The organism is Paenibacillus sp. WLX1005 (assembly GCF_046603685.1).
Classification (GTDB): domain Bacteria; phylum Bacillota; class Bacilli; order Paenibacillales; family Paenibacillaceae; genus Saccharibacillus.
The window spans coordinates 2429881-2452540 of sequence record NZ_CP176756.1 but is presented as its reverse complement, the minus strand read 5'-3'; the positions used below and the strand labels follow the sequence as shown (position 1 = coordinate 2452540).

At 45.9% G+C, this 22660-nt stretch carries 21 protein-coding genes; 8 read left to right on the top strand and 13 right to left on the bottom strand.

Translation table 11 applies throughout. The features are described from left to right. The first annotated feature begins 36 nt into the window (after nucleotides 1-36). The gene (gene fabF, locus ACE3MZ_RS10620) at nucleotides 37-1275 is read left to right on the top strand and encodes a beta-ketoacyl-ACP synthase II (protein WP_411346402.1); all 1239 of its coding nucleotides are present in this window, start codon (nucleotides 37-39) and stop codon (nucleotides 1273-1275) included. Between the two features lie 153 nt (nucleotides 1276-1428). Here fabF and ACE3MZ_RS10615 read toward each other — a convergent pair whose 3' ends face one another. Further along, complete coding sequence (locus ACE3MZ_RS10615) at nucleotides 1429-1914, bottom strand: DNA topology modulation protein FlaR (RefSeq protein WP_411346401.1); 486 nt, start codon at nucleotides 1912-1914, stop codon at nucleotides 1429-1431. Between the two features lie 374 nt (nucleotides 1915-2288). On the opposite strand from ACE3MZ_RS10615, the gene ACE3MZ_RS10610 reads away from it, so the two are divergent. Both ACE3MZ_RS10610 and clpP read left to right on the top strand, forming a co-directional pair. Next, complete coding sequence (locus ACE3MZ_RS10610) at nucleotides 2289-3449, top strand: RNA polymerase sigma factor (RefSeq protein ID WP_411346400.1); 1161 nt, start codon at nucleotides 2289-2291, stop codon at nucleotides 3447-3449. A gap of 137 nt (nucleotides 3450-3586) precedes the next feature. Beyond that, nucleotides 3587-4168: an ATP-dependent Clp endopeptidase proteolytic subunit ClpP gene (gene clpP / locus ACE3MZ_RS10605; protein WP_411346399.1), complete on the top strand. Its 582-nt coding sequence runs from the start codon at nucleotides 3587-3589 to the stop codon at nucleotides 4166-4168. A gap of 296 nt (nucleotides 4169-4464) precedes the next feature. Here the strand turns inward: clpP and ACE3MZ_RS10600 are convergent, their stop codons facing one another. From ACE3MZ_RS10600 to ACE3MZ_RS10590, 3 genes are read right to left on the bottom strand one after another with little or no spacing between them, the layout of a single operon-like run. Further along, nucleotides 4465-5307, bottom strand: coding sequence for a sugar ABC transporter permease (locus ACE3MZ_RS10600; RefSeq protein WP_411346398.1), 843 nt, complete (start codon nucleotides 5305-5307; stop codon nucleotides 4465-4467). Further along, nucleotides 5304-6653, bottom strand: a complete 1350-nt coding sequence (locus ACE3MZ_RS10595; RefSeq protein WP_411346397.1) for a carbohydrate ABC transporter permease — start codon at nucleotides 6651-6653, stop codon at nucleotides 5304-5306. Before ACE3MZ_RS10595 ends, ACE3MZ_RS10600 begins: the two co-directional genes overlap by 4 nt. A gap of 2 nt (nucleotides 6654-6655) precedes the next feature. After that, the gene (locus ACE3MZ_RS10590; protein ID WP_411346396.1) at nucleotides 6656-7948 is read right to left on the bottom strand and encodes an extracellular solute-binding protein; all 1293 of its coding nucleotides are present in this window, start codon (nucleotides 7946-7948) and stop codon (nucleotides 6656-6658) included. Nucleotides 7949-8654: 706 nt separating this feature from the next. Between ACE3MZ_RS10590 and ACE3MZ_RS10585 the strand changes: the two genes are divergently transcribed. The 3 genes from ACE3MZ_RS10585 to ACE3MZ_RS10575 all read left to right on the top strand — a co-directional run bounded on the left by ACE3MZ_RS10585 (nucleotide 8655) and on the right by ACE3MZ_RS10575 (nucleotide 10956). Next, nucleotides 8655-9710: a LacI family DNA-binding transcriptional regulator gene (locus tag ACE3MZ_RS10585; protein ID WP_411346395.1), complete on the top strand. Its 1056-nt coding sequence runs from the start codon at nucleotides 8655-8657 to the stop codon at nucleotides 9708-9710. A 253-nt stretch (nucleotides 9711-9963) separates the two neighbouring features. Beyond that, nucleotides 9964-10371 (top strand): hypothetical protein, encoded by a 408-nt coding sequence (locus ACE3MZ_RS10580; RefSeq protein ID WP_411346394.1) that lies wholly within the window; start codon nucleotides 9964-9966, stop codon nucleotides 10369-10371. 402 nt (nucleotides 10372-10773) lie between these two features. Next, nucleotides 10774-10956, top strand: a complete 183-nt coding sequence (locus ACE3MZ_RS10575; RefSeq protein ID WP_411346393.1) for a hypothetical protein — start codon at nucleotides 10774-10776, stop codon at nucleotides 10954-10956. 186 nt (nucleotides 10957-11142) lie between these two features. Here the strand turns inward: ACE3MZ_RS10575 and ACE3MZ_RS10570 are convergent, their stop codons facing one another. From ACE3MZ_RS10570 to ACE3MZ_RS10530, 9 genes are all read right to left on the bottom strand, one after another. After that, nucleotides 11143-11778, bottom strand: a complete 636-nt coding sequence (locus tag ACE3MZ_RS10570) for a PepSY domain-containing protein (RefSeq protein ID WP_411346392.1) — start codon at nucleotides 11776-11778, stop codon at nucleotides 11143-11145. Between the two features lie 526 nt (nucleotides 11779-12304). Then, nucleotides 12305-13336: a PepSY domain-containing protein gene (locus tag ACE3MZ_RS10565; RefSeq protein WP_411346391.1), complete on the bottom strand. Its 1032-nt coding sequence runs from the start codon at nucleotides 13334-13336 to the stop codon at nucleotides 12305-12307. Between the two features lie 99 nt (nucleotides 13337-13435). After that, the gene (locus ACE3MZ_RS10560; protein ID WP_411346390.1) at nucleotides 13436-14899 is read right to left on the bottom strand and encodes an ATP-binding protein; all 1464 of its coding nucleotides are present in this window, start codon (nucleotides 14897-14899) and stop codon (nucleotides 13436-13438) included. Then, nucleotides 14896-15600 carry a response regulator transcription factor gene (locus ACE3MZ_RS10555; protein WP_411346389.1) on the bottom strand — a complete coding sequence of 235 codons (705 nt, stop codon included), beginning with the start codon at nucleotides 15598-15600 and terminating at the stop codon, nucleotides 14896-14898. The genes ACE3MZ_RS10560 and ACE3MZ_RS10555 overlap by 4 nt, the downstream gene beginning before the upstream one ends. A gap of 1 nt (nucleotide 15601) precedes the next feature. Next, entirely contained in the window at nucleotides 15602-16141 is a 540-nt protein-coding gene (locus ACE3MZ_RS10550; protein WP_411346388.1) for a GNAT family N-acetyltransferase, read from the bottom strand. Between the two features lie 12 nt (nucleotides 16142-16153). After that, on the bottom strand, nucleotides 16154-16699 hold the full coding sequence (locus ACE3MZ_RS10545; RefSeq protein WP_411346387.1) for a GNAT family N-acetyltransferase: 546 nt from the start codon (nucleotides 16697-16699) through the stop codon (nucleotides 16154-16156). A 193-nt stretch (nucleotides 16700-16892) separates the two neighbouring features. Continuing rightward, nucleotides 16893-17459 (bottom strand): GNAT family N-acetyltransferase, encoded by a 567-nt coding sequence (locus tag ACE3MZ_RS10540; RefSeq protein WP_411346386.1) that lies wholly within the window; start codon nucleotides 17457-17459, stop codon nucleotides 16893-16895. 188 nt (nucleotides 17460-17647) lie between these two features. After that, nucleotides 17648-18319, bottom strand: coding sequence for a phospholipase D-like domain-containing protein (locus ACE3MZ_RS10535; RefSeq protein WP_411346385.1), 672 nt, complete (start codon nucleotides 18317-18319; stop codon nucleotides 17648-17650). A gap of 419 nt (nucleotides 18320-18738) precedes the next feature. After that, nucleotides 18739-19164: a chemotaxis protein CheW gene (locus tag ACE3MZ_RS10530; RefSeq protein ID WP_411346384.1), complete on the bottom strand. Its 426-nt coding sequence runs from the start codon at nucleotides 19162-19164 to the stop codon at nucleotides 18739-18741. Between the two features lie 540 nt (nucleotides 19165-19704). On the opposite strand from ACE3MZ_RS10530, the gene ACE3MZ_RS10525 reads away from it, so the two are divergent. Both ACE3MZ_RS10525 and ACE3MZ_RS10520 read left to right on the top strand, forming a co-directional pair. Beyond that, a complete protein-coding gene (locus ACE3MZ_RS10525) occupies nucleotides 19705-20679 on the top strand; it encodes a family 43 glycosylhydrolase (protein WP_411346383.1) in 975 nt (324 codons plus the stop codon). 230 nt (nucleotides 20680-20909) lie between these two features. Then, nucleotides 20910-22211 carry an oligosaccharide MFS transporter gene (locus ACE3MZ_RS10520; RefSeq protein WP_411346382.1) on the top strand — a complete coding sequence of 434 codons (1302 nt, stop codon included), beginning with the start codon at nucleotides 20910-20912 and terminating at the stop codon, nucleotides 22209-22211. Nucleotides 22212-22660: the final 449 nt, after the last annotated feature.

The following is a 22660-nucleotide window of genomic DNA, read 5'->3' as shown; positions in this document are numbered from 1 at the left end:
GATGACATCATTAGTACGATACAAGGAGGACGTTATATGGAACGGGTAGTCATCACAGGTATGGGGGTCATCTCTCCTATTGGAAACGATGTGGATACATTTTGGCAGGCATTGAGCAGCGGGCAGTCCGGCATTTCTGCTATCGATGTTTTTGATACAGCACGATTCAAAACGAAATTTGCTGGCATTGTACGGGACTTTGATGCGGATGCGTTATTCGGTCGCAAGGATGCACGTCGGATGGATCGATTCGCCAAATTTGCGGTAGCGGCAGCTGAACAGGCAGTACAAGATGCGGGGCTGGATATGGAATCAGTCGATCGTGAACGGGTCGCTGTATATGTAGGTTCAGGAATCGGTGGCATTGATACACTGATCGACCAGCAAACGATTCTCTCCCAACGCGGACCGCAACGTATCAGCCCTCTGCTAGTGCCGGTGATGATTGCGAACAGTGCAGCAGCGACGATCAGCATTCGATTGGGAAGCTGGGGTCCGACGCTCTGTCCGGTCACCGCCTGTTCCATCGGTAATACCGCTATTGGCGAAGCGCTTCGACTCATTCGCTCAGGTGATGCCGATGTGGTCATTGCGGGGGGTGCAGAAGCGGCGATCAATGAAGTCGCTCTTGCCGGATTCAGCAACGCTACCGCATTGTCCGAGCGCAATGATAATCCGGCTGGCGCCAGCCGACCATTTGATGCGGAACGTGACGGCTTTGTGATGGCGGAAGGTGCGGGGATCGTCGTACTGGAATCACTACGTCATGCGCAGGCTCGGCAAGCACATATTTATGCGGAAGTGATCGGTTATGGCGCCAGTTCAGACGCATACCATATGGTAGCTACTCATCCAGAAGGACGCGGTGCCGTACAAGCGATGCGCCAAGCACTGAAAAACGCCGGTATTACGCCAGACGAAGTTGATGTAATCAGCGCTCATGCGACCAGCACATCCGTGGGTGACATTTCAGAAACCAAAGCGATCAAAGAACTGTTTGGCGAGCGCGCCTATACTATTCCGGTTACCGCAAACAAATCGATCACTGGGCATATGCTAGGCGCCGCAGGTGGTGCAGAAGCGATTGCACTTGTACAAACACTGCGTCATGGATTGATTCCGCCTACGATCAATCTGGAGCACCGAGATGAAGCATGTGATCTGGACTATGTGCCCAATACTGCACGTCACGCAGATGTGAAGATTGGACTGTCTAATTCATTCGGCTTCGGTGGTCACAATGCGGTCATTGTGCTCAAAGCGTATGAACAATAATTGTATAGACATAACAAAAACGGTATGAATGTATTCATACCGTTTTGCTTGTTGATCCAGTTACGATTGTCTATCCAGATATACTATTGGGGAATCAATGCCTGTCACGATAAACAGTACAGCCTTATGCGTTGCTATCTGCTTTGTGCTGCATCAGTCGACTTGCCGGGTTACAACAAGCTTATGCTTGTACGGCTCAGCCACTTTTAAAATAGCTGGTTTGGATTCACGCTCAAACCGATGATTCCAGTACAATCGATCCATCAATTCCAGCAAATTGATTCGTTCACGATCTGGATCGGTTCCGATTTTTTGCCGTAAAAAGCGTTGCAGCATCCGACCGTCTCGCACAAATGGTGACGGTGTCAGGAAAATGATCTGATCTGCCAGCGCGAAGCTAGGAATAAGCCACTCCATCAGATTCCCTTCCACAATCCACGTTTCCTGTGCAATGATATCCATTAACAATCGCTGTCGTACTGCCGGAGTATTGCGGCGTCTGCGCCTGCCGTCTCTTGTCCACAGCAGTGATTCCAGCGAGTAAAATGGAATGCCCAGCTTATCCGACAAGCGGATCGCCAGCTCAGTTTTGCCGCTTCCAGGTGCGCCGACAATATGTATTCTTTTGGACGATGGCATGACGACGACCTCCTCATTCAGCGCTCTTGTTCGGAGCGCTTGCACCATGCTGGATCATAACAGACATTGGTGTGTATCGTATTAGTATGTTTGCAGCCAAATACGTTCTTATCCTATCATTAACCCGTCATAAGCAAGCCTGCAACATCTCGCCGCTTACCTGAGCCAACAAGTCGTCAGCTGATCTGTTATCATACTACCAGAACTGTCGTGTGGAAGGAAATATGCGCGAAGAACGATTACAACAATTCAATCGGCACAGGCGTATCCTTTTGCAACATTTATTCGTTTACAGAGTATCAGCCGGCTGAACGTGCTATGATGCATACAACTACGTATTCCGTAACCGGAATCAACAAAGGAGGGCCCCCTCTATGGCCTTTGTGAACTCCGTAATCATTGATCGCAGCGATATATTCAGGCAAAAGCAAATCATACAGGAAAAGATAACCTTTTCCTCGTCACATGCACAATCGTATGTTGAAAAGAATCCCAATAACGAGCTGCTTATCCCTATTCATGAACAAGCTATTGCTTATGATAACCATCAGCAGAATGCACATAATGATGTATCCAATGCTGAATATAGCGAGCAGCATATGTCTTACAGCGTGTCGATGACAGATGAGCAGTATGGCGAAGTCGCTGTATCTTCTGACGGTTCCACATCTATAGAAGATGAGCTGAATGATATGATCAGACCACTGTATCGTTATTGCCTCAGTCTGACACGTTCCGAATGGGATGCACAGGATCTGATGCAAGATACGCTACTGCGTGCCTGGTTACGTCAGAAGTCCGATTGTCGCGACATTTCACAGTATCAGGAAGCCTATCTGATCCGAATTGCACGCAATCTGTGGACAGATACGATACGACGTCGCACCGTATTGCAGCATAAGTTGCAGCTGCTAGGTGGAACGCTAGAGCAGACAGAAACTGGCAACGTTGCTGAGCAGCAGCTGGAAGCAGAGCTGGCTGTACAGCAATTGCTGAATGTGCTCTCTCCACTTCAACATGTTGCATATGTGCTACGTGAGCTGCTGAATTATACCGCAGCAGAAACAGCACAGTTGTTGAACACAAGCGAAGGCGCAGTCAAATCGGCACTCAAGCGCGCACGCATGACACTTGAGCGCAATCGGCAAGCTATCGGAAACGAAGCATCCAGTTCTGCCCACGATACGGATGTTACAGCCGACAGTCAACGTAACGATGAGGTGCAACAATCTTCTAAGAAGCCTGCCTCTTCTGCCGCGAGCGTACACGTCCAACCGCATAATGGCAAGCTACTGCGCGATTATCTGGCTGCTTTTCGCAATGGACAGACGGCTGAACTGATTCAGCTCATTCTGAGCACAACCGCCGATCCAGCCGCACTCGCACCAGTTGTGATTGGACAACTGACACGTACGCCGTCGGGTAGTGTTCTTGGTCCTACGCCATCCAGCAATGCCCTTGACTCTACTCCATCCATGCGTTTGCAATCTGTTTATACTCGAGCTGAGCATACCGACTATCGCTATTCCGCATAGAATCATCTGACTGCTTATACGGCTCCTCGCTATCATAAGTACGAATACAGACAGGATACTCATAAAATGTGCATTATCTGCTGAATGGTTCATTTCCCATTTCATGCCTATAACAGGCAGATCAGGAGCTGAACAATATGGCAACGATCCCTTATGTTATTGAACAAACCGACCGTGGTGAACGCAGCTATGATATTTATTCCCGCCTGTTAAAAGACCGTATCATTATGATCAACGGTGAAATTGAAGACCAGATGGCGAATCTGATCGTCGCCCAGCTGCTACATCTGGCAGCTGAGGATGACAAAAAGGATATCCATATGTACATCAATAGCCCGGGTGGCTCGGTTAGTGCGGGCTTTGCCATTTATGATACGATGCAGTTCGTCAAACCGGACATCTCCACTATTTGCACAGGTATGGCAGCAAGCTTTGGCACTATCTTGCTCGTTGGTGGTACCAAAGGCAAACGGCTAGCGCTGCCCAACAGCGAGATTATGATTCATCAGCCGCTTGGCGGGGCAAAAGGGCAAGCTTCCGACGTGTTGATCTATGCAGAGCGCTTACTGCGCAGCCGCAAAAAGTTAAATGAACTGCTGTCCGACCGCACCGGTCAACCGATTACCAAGATCGAAAAAGACACCGACCGCGATTTCTATTTTAGTGCCGAAGAAGCAGTCGAATACGGTCTAGTGGACAAAATCGTTAGCAAATGCTGATTGCTAGCATAAGTATCAGCCCACCAAAGTAAATAGTAAACAAACAAGCCTGCTCCAACAGCTACAGGATATACTCTCCTCCAGCTGTGAGCAGGCTTGTTTTCTTTTTCAAAAAAAGCTTAAAACGATCGTATATCGTATGATTCCAATGTAAAGACAGTTTCGATTTATTATTTTGCATTCGATACGGATTACTGTCAAACATCCAATATATTGACGATCCGCTTCATACAAACAACGTTCTTCCTGTTCTTACTTCTTATGATTTCTTCTAACCTCTGCTTGCTTGGCTTCGCTTATCCCTTCGTCGCCCCAGCCGTCAGTCCATGCACAAGGAATCGCTGCAAGAACATATACAGCACTGTGATCGGCAGCGCCACCAGCACCGACCCCGCAGCAAACAGTGTAAATTCCGTACTCGAATAACTGCTTACCAGCTCATACAATCCTACCGCAAGCGTCCAATTTTCCCGCGAACGCAAGATCAGTCGGGCGAAAATAAAATCAACCCACGCCCCGGTGAAGGTCGTAATCGCAATATACGTAATAATCGGCGTAGACAACGGCAAAATGATTCTCCGGAAAATCTGAAAATGACTCGCCCCATCGAGCAGCGCTGATTCCTCTAACGCACGCGGAATCGTATCAAAAAAGCCTTTCGCGACAAACATCCCCAGTGCCGCTCCTGATGTGTATACTAACACAAGCGCCCACGGCGAGTTCAGCAGATTCATTTGCAGCAGGATGACATATACTGCGATCATGCTCATAAAGCCCGGAAACATGCCGAGAATAAGAATGACCGACATCATCGTCTGTCTACCTTTGAACCGAAAACGCGACATCGCATACGCGGTCAAAATCTGCACCAGCGTACCGAGTACCATACTGCTAACCGCCACTTTCAGCGTATTCCAATACCACTGCACATACGGCAAGTCCTTATCCGATTGCGTACGGAACAGATCGGCATAATGCTGAAGCGTCAGCTTTTGCGGAATGAGCGTTTCACTGTAGAGTGAGTCGCCTTCCTTAAATGAGGATAAAATGATCCACATCGCTGGATATACACAGGCAATAGCGATCAATCCAAGCAACATATAGCTGATCGCGAGCTTGAAACGTTTGTTCTGCTTCATTGGATCATATCCTCCTCTTTGAAGGAGCGGCTACGTCGGTAATTGTACAGAGAGAATGCCGCAATAATGATAAAGATAATAATGCCAATCGCCGAAGCGAAGTTATAGCGCTGATTGTCTAGCGTTAGCTTATACAGCCATGTAACTAGCAAATCCGTACTGCCTGCGTACGCATAATCCCCGTTCGCTGGCAAGCCATTCGTGAGCAGGAAGATCACGTTAAAGTTATTGATATTGCCCGCAAACTGCATAATGAGAATCGGTGCAGTCTGGAACAACACGAACGGCATCGTAATGTTACGGAATTTCTGAAAACCGGTCGCCCCATCCACTTCTGCCGCTTCATACAGATCACGCGGAATCGCCGTCAATACGCCCAGTACTAGAATCATCGATACCGGAATTCCGATCCACATATTCACGAGAATGACCGTCACTTTTGCCCAGAAGGCATCGTTCAGCCAAGGCACACCACCCAGTCCAAGCATACGCAAATACTGATTGACCGGACCAAACTGATAATTCAGTAGATTGCGCATAATGAGCAGCGAAATAAATTGCGGAATCGCATACGGCAAAATAAACAGTGTCCGCCAGAAGCCCTTGAACCTAATGCCCTGCTGCTCAATGAGCAATGCCACCAGAATCCCGCCAAAGTAAGTCGTAACGGTCGCTACAACTGCCCAGATCACCGTCCATGTCAGTACACCGACAAACGTATGACTCCACGCTTCTAGCGTCACCAGATTGGTAAATGTACGAAGCCCGACCCAATCGACCAGATTTTTGGGCGGAATATGATCTGGTGCCGAGTAATTCGTAAATGCCATCAATACCATAAAAATAATCGGCAAAATCGTAAATACCAGCACCCCAATTGTCGGTAGCGCTAACAGCACATACGGAAAGCCTTGATCGCCCAGCATCCGCCACGTCTGACGAAAGCCGTTGACGTGTATGCCGCGTTCCCGCTTTTTGCCAATGGTATATGCGTCTTTAATATTAGCGACATAAAAGCACGCCAGCAGCACGATATACAGTAGCGCCACCAGACCGTAGATCATCATAAAGATGGAATGGTCACCCGGCACATTGCGATACAATCGACCGACCTTTTCCAGATGAGCAGGCTGTTCGCCCAGTGTAACGAGTCCCCACAGATTGGTGGCAAGCCCGTTCAGAATGAGATACAGACTCACTAGACCAGCGAGCAGAAACAGTCCGCCCTTGATCCACTGTCGGTTGTACATCTGCCCAGCACCCATCATGACAGCGGAGAGCACAGCGGCTGTCGCTGCGCTCCCCATTCCAGCAGTTTCTTTTGAATGAATGGCTGCCTTATTCATCGTTATTGCCCTGTTGTAATGTTACTTTTCATCTGATTGACTAGGTTGTCCAGCGCTTCTTTGGGATCTTTGTTATCGTTCCAGATCGACGACATCGCTGCTTCCATCGGCGACCAGAATTGTGCCATTGCTGGGATCGACGGCATCGGAACGGAATTTTCAAATTGCTTCAGGAATACGGATGCAACCGGATCGCTCTGAACCGTTTTGCTGGCAGCAGCTTCTTTGTTGGAAGGCAACGCACCGTTCATCTCAAAGTTTTTTAACTGCCATTCTTCCGATGTAATAAAATCGGCAAACAGCTTGGACGCATTCGGATATTTTGTATAGGCGTTAACAAAGTACGCTTTAATACCAGAGAATGGCGTCATCGGCTTGCCGTTTGGCAAATTCGGATACATGCCTACGCCTAGGTTTTTCACGCCTTCTTTGAGTGAACCGGTATCCCACGGTCCGCTAATATTCATCGCCAGCTTGTTCGACGTGAACAGCGATTTTTTGATATCAGCGTTAATGTCGGACGTTTTGAGTGGCAATATTTTATTCAAACCTTGAATGAAGGTCGCTCCTTCTACCGCCTGTTCACTGTTCAAACCGATATCATTGGCATCTGTACCATTGCTGCCAAACACATAGGCTCCATATCCACCCAAGAATGGGAATACATAATAACCGTTGCCCACTTCCCACATGATTGCGAATTTGTTCGCTTTGGCATCATTGAATGTATCGGCGAATTTGATAACGCCATCCCAATCTGCCGGCACACTGTCGATCAGATCTTTGTTATAAAATACAGCTGTCGTCTCAACCGACTTCGGATATCCGTACAGAATATCATTGTACGTCAGCGCTTGAATTGCCAGATCACTATTGCGGGAACGTGTCTCTTCCTCGAACCAGTCATTCGGTAAGATGATACCTGCCGATTCCCCTTGTCCGATCTGGTCATGTACACCAGCGAATACATCAGCACCTACACCTGCCGGACCGTCCGTAACCATCTGTCCCATCGACTTGTCCGGTCCTAGTTCCGCGAACGTGACATCCACATTGTATTTTTCCTTAAACGCCTTCGCCGCTTCTTCAATAAATGCTTTCTGATCCCCACTATCCCATACCGTTAACTTAGCTCCATCCTCAGGCAATAGCTCCTGCATATCCTCACCTGTTGCCGGCGCTGCCGCTGGATCGGACGTTGTACTACTTCCACTCCCTCCACTACTGCATGCAGACAATAACAACACCAGAACGAGAAGTGCACTGAACAGAGCACCATACTTTTGACGTAACATATTCATTCATCCTTCCATTATGTAATCGATGTAGCGCTTCCACGTATGCAGTCCAGCAATGATCTTGATGATAATCGGCAAATGGAATACAGTTATACGTTGCAGCAACATGTATCTCACAGGTAGATGGCGAGTATACATGTTGACGCACTCCAGAACAAATCAGTATAAATGAACAAGCTGTGCTACTGCTTTAGACTCACAAAACCGTTGCCAGCCAAGTCTATGTCAGCATTTGCGCAAACGTTTGTTCATTTTAATAAAAGTATCCTGTTATAACCGACAACAAAATTCCATTTATACCAATTAAAATATGTATATCCCGCTTTGGAAGCGCTTAATCAAGCAAATTCATCATAACTCATAATTCATTTTTGTTAAAACGTTTGCACAAATCATTTATAGCGATTTATGTTCATTTTATACAGATAATCGCTACTATGCTCTGTCTATCTGCTTCGCATACAATATATTTTCATTTTACGGCATTCCGGTTATGATAAATGGAAGGTTTACACCTGTACGGAATTTCGATTACCATATAAACACATCCCGCACCCTTTTCGCAGATTATGAATTGCAGAACTGGCGTCAAATGAGGATAATAAGATAGACGTTCATGTTGGTTTTTGCATATCAAATCCGTTGTAGAGTGTGCTCCTTCGCATCCTCTATGTACGATAGATGATCATTCAAGGAGGTACATATGTCAGTTACAATCAAAGATGTTGCCAAACGAGCGGGCGTATCTCCTTCTACTGTATCGCGTGTGTTGTCCAACCATCCACGCATTAGCCATGCCACTTCCGAGAAAGTGAAGGCGATCATGGAAGAGATGGGCTACCATCCGAATATTATGGCGAAAAGCCTCGTTTCCAAAACGACCAACAGTTTGGGTGTTATTTTGCCAAAACCGGCGGAAGAACTATTTTTGAATACATTCTTTATGGAATTGATTCGTGGAATTGTGGCGCAGGCGAATCGGAGTGGCTATGATGTGGTTCTCAGCTCCGGCTCCAGCGAGCAGGAAGAAGTAGATGCGGTGTCTCGGCTCGTATATGGCGGACGGATTGACGGCGCGATCTTGCTGTATTCACGTAAAAACGATCCAGTAGTCGACTTTTTAAGTCGAAATCAGTTTCCAGCGGTATTGGTCGGACGCAGTGAGCAGCATGACAATATCATTACTGTCGATACAGATAATGTGCAGGCAGCTGAAGATGCTACTCGCCATCTGATCCAGATGGGGCATCGACGGATCGGCTTTGTAAGTGGACCACCGGAACTGGTCGTGTCGCTTGACCGAATGGAAGGCTTCAAGCGCGCATTACAGACAGCCGGATTGGAATTCCGTCAGGATTGGATCGTGGAAGGCGAATTTCTGCAAGAAAGCGGTTATCGGGCCATGTCCTTTTTCATGAATTTACCGGAACGCCCCACTGCACTCGTGGTGGTCGATGATGTGGTCAGTTTTGGTATTTTGCGTGGACTGCATGAGCTGGGGTATAAAGTACCGGAAGATATTGCGATTACAAGCTTTAACAATATCGCACTGTCTGAGCTGTCCTCACCACCGCTGACGAGTATCGATATCGGTATTTACCATCTTGGTTATACCGCTTCGCAGGCGCTCATTCAGGCGATTCAAGACAAGCATAAGGATGATGTTGAGCGCGTATATCAACGTCATATTGTGCCACATCGTCTCGTTTTGCGCGAATCGTCTATCTATTCTCCATCAGATACAAAACCATCTTCGTAAAATATTTTTTCAATCATTTAGCGATTATGTGCATACCCTGATTGCATTCCAATTATCAAATTATGAGTTGGATATGAATCAGGGTATTTGATTTTTTATATAATGTATACGTTAATCCCTTCATATATAGACGCATTTATGCACATTGTAAAATTTTGTCTATTATGTGAACATTATTCCATTTAGTGGAATTTAATGAAATTTAAAGTTATTATGGGGTTGGTTGTAAATCTAACATGAAGGAGACATGATTATGAAAACTAGAAACATCGCACTATTATCAGCTCTGTCCTTGGCTGTCACTCTGACCGCAGCACCTACAGGTTTTGCTAGTTCCGAATCACCTAATGTTACTGTAAACAACCCTCCGGTCACTTCACAAGATTCTGTTTCGGTTAATGGTTCGGCTACAGGAAATGTCAATGGTGCATTAGTTCCAGTCACATTGCGTGGAGAACTTGCTGTTACTGTTAATCCATCCAGCTATGGTACATTCTATCTGCGAGTATTTGATAGTGCAGGAAATAGAGTTGCTAATCAAGTGTATAGCGGTAGCAGCTCATATACCTTCTTCAATAACAATACTGGCTGGTTAGGCAATTATACAGTTCAGGTAACATCTAGTAATAGCAGTGGTACATTCTCATTAAGCTATTTGTAATACATGTATTGAAATAAGAATTATATACACTGCTTAACCTTACAATCTCTAAGCGTTCGCTTCTTCTGAATTTTCAGACAGAAGCGAACGCTTTTTCGTTATTTCCTTCTTGATCTTCTTATGCTTTTGTATGTATTTCGATTGCATGATTAGTATCGTAAAGCAATATACATAGAAACAAAAACAATAGATCTATACCATTTTACAAAAAAATGCGTATATTTTAATGTAATTTTAAGCAGTACATCACATTGTATTAAAGATCAGGCGCTACAATACAAATAACAGACAGGCAGACACCTCAACCTTTACAACTAGTTCCCTATCTGTAACTATACTGTACCGGTTGCTTATGCGATATTCGCTACCGGCATTGATTCTGATCACGAGGAGGGCTCCATCATGAAAAAGGATACTGATTTATCCCTGTGGATGACGCAATTTTTGTGCAGCCCCGATTCCATCAAGGAAGAACGTCTGACCGAAGCAGAACAGGAACACAATCCGTTGCTATTGGAAAGTATTCGTTTCCACCTTGAGTTGCGCAATCGTTATGATTTGCTGGAACACCATTCCCTTCGATAATCATCTGCTGATGTTATATTAAAATAACCCTCCATCAATGATGGAGGGTTTGTTGTATATTGCCAGCGACATGTTGGCTTTTATGATTTCACGATGTACCCTGTATCGTTTCTTCCAGCACATCAGAGCCGTTACCCCAACGGCTCTGATATGTTTACCTCAAGATACGATTTTGATTAACTGTTATTAATCGTTGTCGTTATCGTCGTCATCACGATCGTCATAGTCTTTATCGACGGTTACGACTTTACCAGTAGCAGCATCTACTTCAACCGTTGCTTCACCACCAGTGAATTTCAGTTCTACTTCGTATTGAATGCGTCCATTTTCACGGTCACGCTCTACATCGGTTACTGTACCATTCACGGCTGTTTTGGCAACAGCAATGGCTTGCTCAGCAGTTTTGATTTTCAGGTTGCTATTGTTGGTTGTTGTAGCAGACGAGTTGCTGTTATTGCGATCATACGCATCATCATCGTCGTTATCGTCATTTACCGAACGGATAACACTGCCTGTCAGCGCATCAATATGCACATCTACATCAGAAGCATTCGTGCGATCCACGTCTACTTCATAGTACAGTTTGCCGTTGTCGCGCTCCAATTCAATGCTGTCTACCACACCGCCCGGTACGCGTTGCAGAGCGATTGATTCTGCACGCTGAATGCCAATTACGCTAGTGGAGTTACTGCTGTTCGTAGGCGTTGTGCCTGATGTATTGTTATTATTCGTTGCGGCAACTACAGTACCTGCTGTACCGAGTGTAATCGCTGCGGTAAGTACGCCAATTCCTGCTTTGCGGTTCATCCATTTGTTCATCATTGTGTAGTTCCTCCTCTAAATTCTTCTAAATTTTTTTGATTTTCCAGCCGGTCTGATGGCTGTACCAGGCAGTTCGTGATGTTATGGTATCTTTATGTTGCTCCAGCGATGGAACCCGATATGTTCTGTAAGCTGGTAAAATAAAGTCCCTATCTATGCTGCCATGTTACGCTGCAAGTTATTGCCTGGATCTGCCTGGCTGCAACCGAAGTGATGTGTGTTCCGGTTGTGCCTGCCGGGCTATGATATAAATATAAAGTCTGCAAATGAGATGACTCTGATAATCAGATTAGAAATTGATGAGAAAGATTACATGCATTGTGAGTAGCATTAGAAAAGCGTTAATTCTCCCCTTGATGTAATACTTGCCTATACGTGTATACAGTGGGTTACATACTTGAAGTCAACTATTGTCTATTGCGATTATGCGCTAAATATCAAAAACCAGCCTGCTGACATGACGTCATACAAGCTGGTTTCAATACAACTGAGTTGTGGTCTACTTATCATGACTCATTCATCACGATCATTCTTGTTTATCATCATCATCGTCTTCATCATCCCAAGTAACTGACATGACGGCGCCGGTGATGGAATTGATTTGGATGACAGCTTCGCGATCATCTGGTGTATCGATTTCGACCAGATAATATTGTTGACCGTTTTTGGAATTGTGTTCATATTTTACATCATCCACTTCGCCTTTCACCTGACTCAGTGCGATTTGTTTTGCTTGTGCCTCAGTTACAGAAATGGCAGTAGGTGATTGGGAACTGGATGAATTAGACGAATTTCCTTTATCCGCATTGCCCTTTGCAGGACTGCTTGACGAACTGGACTGATTTGCTGAATTGTTGGAACCGGACGGAGTCGGACTCGCTGCTGAACTGCTATTGCCTTTGGAATTGCTACCCTCTTGAGAACTGTTGGATGTATTCGTTCCTGATGAACCCTGTGGATTAGAGCTACTTCCTGTATTACTGGATGGCTTAGAATTAGAATCCTGGCTATCTGTGGAATCGGATGAGTTGGAATTGCTAGTTGTGCTGCCATTTGTATTGGAAGATGTACTGGATGTGGAATCATCCTGCGATGAGCTTGATTCATTGGTATCCTTGGCAGATGAATCCGAAGATGATGGATTGCTAGTTTGCCCCGTTGTACCTGATTGCCCAGTCGCATCAGTATTGTCATTTCCATTCGTATCTGTATTAGCAGACGCTGTTGTATCGTTATTGCTGTTTGCATTAGCGTCAGCGGCTACTGGTGTTGAAGCAGCTTCGAGTTGCTTGATCGTCTGCATCTCTCCACTACGTCCGTCCATTGTGAGTAGGTACGTTCCCTGTTGCGATTTCAATTGCACCTGATACGTACCATTTTCCTGAATAATCTGTGTGATCTGTCCCGGGTATTCTGCCTGCACGCGTTCATTGATCTGAGCCGCCGTCAATTGTGGCTGTGCTTGGCGAAGTGTATTCCACGTCAAAATGCACACACAGGCTATTATAATCAATACAGCCGCTCCGGTCAGCCACCAGCGTCTGTTTGTACTTTTCATCTCATATTCCCCCTCTGATACATCATAACAACAACCATCGTCGGTGCAATAACGCCAAAACGCCTGTGTACCGTCTCTTAAGAAACAGTATACAGGCGTTTAATTAGAATTCGCTGAGAAAAGCGCAAGATGTTCCGCCGTTGCAGGCAATGTAACGATAGCGGTTGTGCCTTCATTTTCTACACTTTCCAGCCGCACCGAGCCACCGAGTACTTCGGCAATACGCTGCGCCAACGTTAATCCTAGACCAGAGCCACCCGTATCTTGACGCACACGCGCCTGATCTACCCGGTAAAAGCGATCAAACACTTTGGGCAGTTCTTTTTCGGGAATACCGATACCGCGGTCGGTAATGCGGATACATCGATTCCGCTGAGCAGTAGTAGTAGAAACAGATGCTCGCTCCACTTGCGAAGATGTATCAGTCTGATCCAGTGAAAGGGTGAGTGTAATACCGTCACTACTGTACTTACGCGCATTATCCAGCAGAATGAATAACAACTGACGCAGTTTGCCTGCATCGGTCTGGATGACCAGCAATGCTTCATCACTACGCAGAGGTTCATCAATCTCAATTTCTAGCTGTCGATGATATGCCTGCTGAAATTCACGAGCCAGTTGCTCCGCTTGTTGACGCAGATGAACTGGTTCCAGTGTCATATTCCACTGCTCCTCATGGCGAGCAAGCAACAGAAGCTGTTCGGTCATTTCTTTCATCCGTACTGCTTCCGAATGAATCGCTTCTACCGATTCGACAAATAGATCTGGCCGATCCAACCCACGCCGCTTTAACAGACTAGCATAGCTCTCGATAATCGTTAACGGGGTGCGCAATTCATGGGAAGCGTTGGAAACGAATTGCTTTTGCTTATCATAATTATTTTCCAACAGATCAATCATACGGTTAAAGTTCTCGCCCATCTCATACAGTTCGTCACGCGAACGTTCTGGTAGCTCGATGCGTTTGAATTTGCCATTGCGACGAATATCCTTCATCGTCGACGTAAGCGCGGTAATCGGACGAATCACAATCCGTCCCAACACCTGACCGGACAGGAATACTGGAATCATCGCCAGACTGGTTACGATGAGCAAAGCCCATTCTAACACGTTTAAATATTCTTCGGTTTGCCGCAAGCTCTCAGTCACTTGAATATCCACGACACGTCCATCGCTCCAGATAACGGGCACGGATACAAATACATACCGATGAGATCCAATCTTCAACACCTCTGAGACCCGACTCTCATTGTAGCTCACCGCACGCTTGGACAGCTCCTGCTCACCAGACGAAGTGACTAGCAGCGAGTTGCTTCCTTGTTCAGTTACAATGCGAATCATACCTTCCAGCGGAACATACGCACGCAATAGATCCGCTGCCTGTGTATCTGCCGATGACAGACGGATGTTATCGGCTGTCTTGCTTGTCTGCGATTCGATGCGATTCTGTTGTTCACGGATAGTCAAGGTACTGAATACAAAGTAAACAAGCACATTGGTCGCAATAAACAGTAACGCAAACAAGACCGACGAGTATAAGTGAATCTTGTGACGAAGCTTCATGATGGCTCTCGCAGTGCGTAGCCAACGCCGCGTACGGTCTGGATTAACTCATGCTGATGACCGTGATCAATCTTTTTGCGCACATAGCGGATGTAGACATCCACCACATTCGTATCGCCATAATAATCGTAACCCCAGACCGCCGCCAGAATCTGGTCACGATTCAATACCTGACGTTTATTTTTGAGCAGATACGCGAGCAGATCAAATTCGCGCGGTGTTAACTCGACAGATTGTCCAGCACGCTCCACTTCGCGTGTGCCTTCATTCAGGCGCAGATCTGCTGCCTGCAACCAACCGTCGATATGGACGTCTGCTGAAGTCGCTTGGATCTGCTGTTCCCGCAAACGCAGCGAAGCACGAATCCGAGCCAACAACTCTTCAATTTGAAAGGGCTTGGTCACATAATCATTGGCACCTAGATCCAGCCCGGCAACTTTGTCCTCAACCGAGTCACGCGCGGTCAGCAAAATAACAATTATACCGGGATCGACCGAACGAATACGGCGCAAAATCTCGATTCCGCTCATCTCTGGCAGCATCACATCCAGCAATACGAGATCCCATTGTCCTTCCTGATATATATCCCATGCCTGTGCCCCATTGTAAGCTTGGGTGACCTCGTATCCTTCCGCTTCCAGCTCAATTTGCAGCAGACGGGAGATTTTGTGTTCGTCTTCAACGATTAATATGCGGGGCATCTCATTCCTCCTGTTTACCGATAATTTTCTGGTAGCTGGCAATATCCAGCCAGCGATCGAATTTGCGTCCGACTTCGCGGAAATGAGCACATTTCTCATATCCACGGCGTTCAAATAGCCGGATACTGTTTTCATTTTCCGTACAAACGGTCGCTACCAGCGTATGAAAGCCACTGTCTACAGCCGCTTGCTCGATAAATGTTAACGACTGGCTTCCAAGCCCTTTGCCTGTCTGATCAGGCTTTAAGTAGACGGTAATCTCGGCAGTCGTATCGTACGCCTGCTTATTTTTGTGACGGGTGATCAGTATGTAGCCAAGCAACTGCTGTCCACTCTGCTCTTCCGCTTCATTGTTCTGTTCCAAAATGGCATAGGAACGATAACGCTCCGGCACCTGCAAAATCTGCTCACGCATCTGCTCTAACGTCTGTAGCTCAGTATGAAAAGAGATAGTCGTATGTTGTACATAATGATTGTAAATGTCCAACACTTCAGGCAAATGCTGCTCCTGAATCGTATCAAACGTGATTGTTGTCTGCATAGGAATCCCCCGTCATATCAAATAATGCAATATTCGCTGTAACCCAAGCGCTCCTTGACGACGAATATCACGATCTTCAAATCCAGTTGCCAAATACACCTGACACGCTCGTTCATTCAATTCATTGACAGCTAGAATCACTTCGCGAATATGTGGAAACTGGTTCCGCACCAATTCTCCCAGTCGATTCATCGCCTGCTTGCTATATCCGTGTCCCTGCTCAGAAGAATCCACTAGCAGGGCACGTAGTAACATTAATTGGTCTGGCGGCGTATCTGTATACGATTGATAGGTTATGATGCCATCTCCTTCGTGCAGGACGAAAAAACCAACAGCGCGTCCATTCACTACCATTACAATCGGATGACGTTCAGGATCGCGCAGCGAAATCGATAGTACCTCCGCTGGCAGCGCTGTAAACCGATGCTGTTCTGGCGGCAAAGTGAATTCTAACAGATCGTCCAAATACTGCGGATCATATAAATACAACTCTAGCTGTTGCCGTGACACGTCCGACTGCTCCGGTGACCGAAACCCCTGTTTTGCATTCCCATCCATATCTGCCTCTCCTTTCACCGTGTACAGCCAAAACGTAAGACGCTTAGATTCTATACTGTTCGTATGCTGCTGTCGATTGGCGTAGTAGCTGCGATAGATCGCCATCTGTCCACATGCAGATCGACAGTAATTGAGCAATTTGCTGGGGGTCGATTGTAGAATGGTTCAGTTTGCATAGCATAGATGACGTCTCTCAAATGTAATCGTCAACTGCACGGATAATGGAATACATTTTGGCATCATGGAAGCTGCCTTTGGCGTACAGATGCTTGCGTAATAAGCCTTCATATTGCATGCCAAGCTTTTCCATGACTTTGGACGAACCGATATTGCCGGGCATACATCGCGCTTCGATCCGAATGAGCTTCATTTTTTCCCAACCAAATTGCAGAACAGGTTTGGTAATTTCGGTTGCATAGCCGCGGTTCCAATACGGACGTGCAAGTGCATACCCAATCTCACCACGGAAATGGCGTGTTTGCCAGCCAACGTAACCGGCGGTGCCAATCATTTTGCCGGAAGCTTTCTCTTCGACAGCCCATGGAGCGAGTTGCCCAGTTTCATAGTTATGCAGAACAGTACGGATAAATTCTTCCGTATCCTCTATTTTTTGATGTGTATACCACGTAACATAGCGCGTCACTTCAGGATCGGAGCCATAAGCAAACATATCGTCTCGGTCTTCCCATTTGAGCGGTCGCAAAATCAGCCTTTCCGTCTCCAGTACGGGCAGTTGTCCAAATACGTCTTCAATTTTCATAGGGTTCGCTCCTTTGTATGTATATTGGAATGGATATCAAATAACTAGTTCTAGTTTAGCACAATTCGATCTGGAAAAGCCTGTTGTCCATATAAGCAAAAGAGTACTGTCTCAACAACAGTACTCTTTTACGTAGACACTTCATTTGAAGGTATAGCAATCCGTGTATCATGTTTATAGCAAATAGCTCATTCCCCTGTCCAATCCCCGTAACGCTGCGTATCATTCCACATTTGATCGAATATCGTTACCCATTCGCCCACTAGCGATGGATCGTGGATATTGATAATCATCTCATCATTTTGTTCGCTGGATGCCTTTGTATAGTTGAACGAACCAGTGAGTGCGGTTTTCCCATCGATCAGCATTAATTTTTCGTGCATTTTGCCGTCAAAGGTATTGGTTTTGATCGGAATGCCAGCATCTAATAATGGCTGTAGATCTGCTGTGGTCACTTTGGTTTGTTCGCTAATGATACGTACGTCTACTCCGCGCTGTTTGGCTTCTTCGAGGGCATCAATGATTTTGCCGCGTGACAGATTGTACATAGCTAGATCGATAGATGTCGTTGCACCTTTGATCGCATCCAAGACCATACCTTCAGCATCTTGCCCCTGCGATGTAAAGGCATAATCAATCGAAGCCGAACTATTTGTAGTTGCGCCATTCGTTGATGTTCCCGCAGATGACGCTTCTGTAGTATTGGTATTAGGCGTCGTCTCAGCAGCTGCATCCGTACTAGTTGCCGAACTGCATGCGCTTAGCAGCAAGCTGCCGCTAAGTACTATCGCGCCGGGAAGCATCCATTTGCCACGTCCATGTCGACGTGCGTCTCTATCGTTGAAAAGTTGTTGATTCATCGTATTCATTCCTTTCGGAGAAGATAAGCAATGTTGCATATTACACATAGAGGTTACCGTTCATCCTCTTCCTATGAGACTATACAACCATTGCATATAAGAACATCCATCCGCTCCAAGGAGGCGTAGATTGTGACGTATTCGATAACTCTCTGTTCATCATAAAGCAAATGTAGAGAGGGACGCTAATCCGTATAGCCAACGAAAGGATTTCATTTCATTATACGAGATTTCACACCCAGATGCGAACATACGGTAAAATCACCTTTTACAAATCAACGCCAAAATCCCCTGTTCTCCCATCTATCGCTCATTACAAGCGACAGTTTAGGAGAACAAGGGATTCATTAGCTACGTATTCATTTCGATTATTGCTTAACATCGTACCAATGAAGCTACGTGATTACATATATCCCGACTTATACGTACGAGCTGCGTGTGTATGCCAGCAGTGTCTCTACATTCACGATTGGTACAATTTTGCCGCCATCCGTTTCAAACGCGTTCGGTAAAATATCGCGGCTGTTCACTTCTGGATTTTCCCGCAGATCACTTTCGTCCACAATCGCTGTATTATCCAGCTCGTCTACAAGCAGGGCAACCCGAGCACGACTGAGCAGAATCATCTTGTCGGTGTCTTTGGGACCGTCATAAGATACTGCCATCAGTTTGCGCAGATTCACAAGCGGATACAGTGATCCACGAATCGTGATCAGACCTTCATGCCATTCTTCGGCAAACGGCAACGGTGTGCCTTTTTTGGAAGTTTGAATTTCTTCAATCTCATTAAAGCTGATTGCATACGGCTGATTCGCCACGTAAAAGACAATAAGCTCGATTTTCATAGCGTTTAGCTCCTCAACTGGTTTCTGGCTTACAAATCCATGATATATATGTTTATATCGACCGCAGACACCCATTTGTTTAGCTGCTTGTGTTAAGGAAATTCTCGCAAAAACGATGTACGTACAAGAGTAGGGATTTCCGCGTCAAAACAGACATCCTTCTCTATTGAAGAATAGGCATGCTGCATTTCGTTTTGCAAAGTTCCGTCAGAGTGTTGATTTCGGTAAGCAAAAGTGCTAGGATTTAATCATATCATGTACGTAAATATTTATTATTAATGTTTATATTAATTATATTTGTACGTACATTTATTTTGTTGGTGTATGTAAGCGTTCCCTCGCAAAGAGTGTATAGTTGCATTAAGGGTTAGTGATACGCATTGCTTTCTACATAAGATATGCCGTATTCATTTCTATTGATCTGTATATTTTGCAATGCAGCGGAACTATGCCTATCAGAACTACTCCTCATCCTTTGTTTGCAGGCGTTTACATGACTATGCCGACATGATTCCACTTTATAAAAGGAGTTGTCCAAGTATGAATTCAGAATACTCTTTCAAAAACCCGGTCGTTGAGCAGCGTGCCGATCCGTGGGTGTACAAACATACGGACGGTTACTACTACTTTACTGCTTCCGTGCCGCAATACGATCGTCTGGAAGTTCGCCGTTCCAAAACCATTCAAGGTATCGCTGAAGCGCCCGCAGTTACCGTATGGCGCAAGCATGACGAAGGTCCACTCAGCCAGCTAATCTGGGCACCGGAAATTCATTATATTCACGGTAAATGGTATATCTACTTCGCCGCAGCGAATGTCGATCATCCGGTCAACGATACGTTCAACCATCGCATGTATGTGATTGAGAACGGTTCCAGTAATCCATTAGAAGGCGAATGGGTAGAAAAAGGACAGGTCGTGACAGAGTGGGAATCGTTCGCACTAGATGCAACGACGTTCCAGCACAACGACAAACTGTACTATGTTTGGGCACAGCGTGATTATGACATTCCGGGCAACTCCAATCTGTACATTTCCGAAATGGAGAACCCATGGACACTCAAAGGTCCGCAATTGATGCTGACCAAACCTGAACTGGATTGGGAGATTATCGGCTTCCTCGTAAACGAAGGTCCTGCTGTATTGAAAAAGAACGGCAAAATCTACATTACGTATTCCGCGAGTGCAACAGACATCAACTATTGCATGGGTCTGCTCACCGCTGACGAGAACAGCGATCTGCTGGATATAAACTCGTGGCACAAATCGGAGCAGCCAGTCTTCCGTAGCGCACCGGAAAATGGTCAATACGGTCCAGGTCATAACAGCTTCACACGTACTGAGGATGATCAGCATGACGTACTGATCTATCATGCACGTAACTATACCGAGATCGTTGGCGATCCGCTGTACGATCCTAATCGCCACACTCGTGCGCAGCTAATCTCTTGGAACGAAGATGGTACGCCGAACTTTGGCAAGCCAGTACCAGACGAAGGATTCGTTCATTCTTGAGCACCATAAGACACTTTATAGAACCTGCTTGTCCATCGCACAATGATCAGCTTTGGGCAGTCAAATGCATGTTCAATGTTCAAGCTGTCGTCCTGTTCTCGTCTTCCATTCTCTGACGGGAATAGGGCGACAGTAGATTCATCATTTCATACGGGATAACCAAATAAGCTTCACTGCTCGCCCTACATAAACCAAACGGCGTAGCAGTACTGTGGATAGGAGGCAATATCATGAATATACGTAATCTGAAATTACCAAAATGGAACTTCTGGAACTTTGGCGGTTTGTTTTTCTTCTATTTCTTAATCTGGGCAGTCGTACTTGCCTTTTTGCCAATCTGGCTCAAGGAAGAAGCGGGACTGGATGCTGGTCATACCGGGCTGGTCTTCTCGGCAATTTCGCTGATTGCACTGTGCTATCAACCATTCTTCGGCGTCATCTCCGATAAACTCGGATTCCGCAAAAATCTATTCTGGTTTGTAGTAGTTGCGGCACTGTTGATGGGTCCATTCTTCACTTGGCTGTTCATCCCGCTGCTAAAATACAATATCTGGGTCGGTGCCATCATCGGTGGTATTTATCTCAGTGCTGTATTCCAAGCAGGTGTCGGTGTGGTAGAAGCATACATCGAGCGTGCCAGTCGCGCTAGTTCGATTGAGTATGGTCGCGTGCGTCTGTTCGGTTCGATCGCTGGTGCAACGGCGACATTGATCGGCGGTATGATGTATCTAGCGAATCCGATTAGCATTTTCTGGTTTGCTTCTGGTTCGGCAGCCATTCTCGGTATTCTGTTAAAAACAGTTAAAGTCGATCCATCTACCGCAGCAGCTGAAGCCGCAGAACCAGGTGATGGTGGCAGCGAGATTACGAAGGAACGCGTCTTCTCCATCTTCAAGCTGAAAAACTTCTGGTTCCTTTCCTTACTGATTGTCGGTACGGCGAGTGTATACGATGTCTTTGACCAGCAATTCCCGAACTATTACAATCAGTTCTTCCCAACGACTCAGATCGGTACACAGCGCTTCAGTGAGCTAGTATCGCTGCAAACAGCAATTGAAGCCGTGCTGATGATCTTCATGCCATGGATCATCAATCGCATCGGTGCCAAAAATGGACTGCTATTATTCGGTTTGTTGACCTTTGTTCGCATCTTTGGGAGCGCTATTGCAACCGATACCATTAGCTTGTCACTGCTGCGCCTGATTGCCGCTGTCGAAATGCCGTTATTGCTCGTATCCATCTTCAAATACATCACCGGTGTATTTGATGTACGACTTTCAGCAACGATCTACCTGCTGGCATTCAACTTTGCCAAGCAGGCAGCAATCGTTATCTTCTCCAGTATCGCCGGTCAGATGTACACCAATATTGGTTTTCAGAATACGTATTATTTCCTGAGTGCTATCGTACTGATTATTACGATCATCTCGATCTTCGGGCTATCCAATGACCGCAGACGACGCGATCCGGTTGGAGCAACGAATACAGCTTCTACCAAAGCGTCACCTGCTATGAGCGTATCGAAAGTATAAATTATTCAAACTATATCACTAACAAAAAAGCCAAACGCTACTTGCTTTTAAGTAGCGTTTGGCTCTTATTCGTTTCGGCAGATCTTCCGATAATAAAGTATGGATAACGAGCATAGCCACTATTGCAGTACTATACCACCTAACAACAATGGTTATATTTTCAGTACGATGATCTTGCCACACACCAATACTGGGCGTTATCCCTATTTGATTATAATTCCAGACTACACTACAGCATCATCATACTCTTACACTTGTCCTCTTTTTTCGCAAATTCGCTTGCGGCATTCTGTCAGTCTGGTACAATGTGGTCATATGATGTGAGGTTATCACAAAATGAACAAAGGGGTTAGACCATTGAATCCATCTGTAAAAGATCGGTTATACGCAGCACTTGGTATCGTGATTGTATGGGGCGGTATTGTCGTGATCAAAATGTTCAGCGGCGA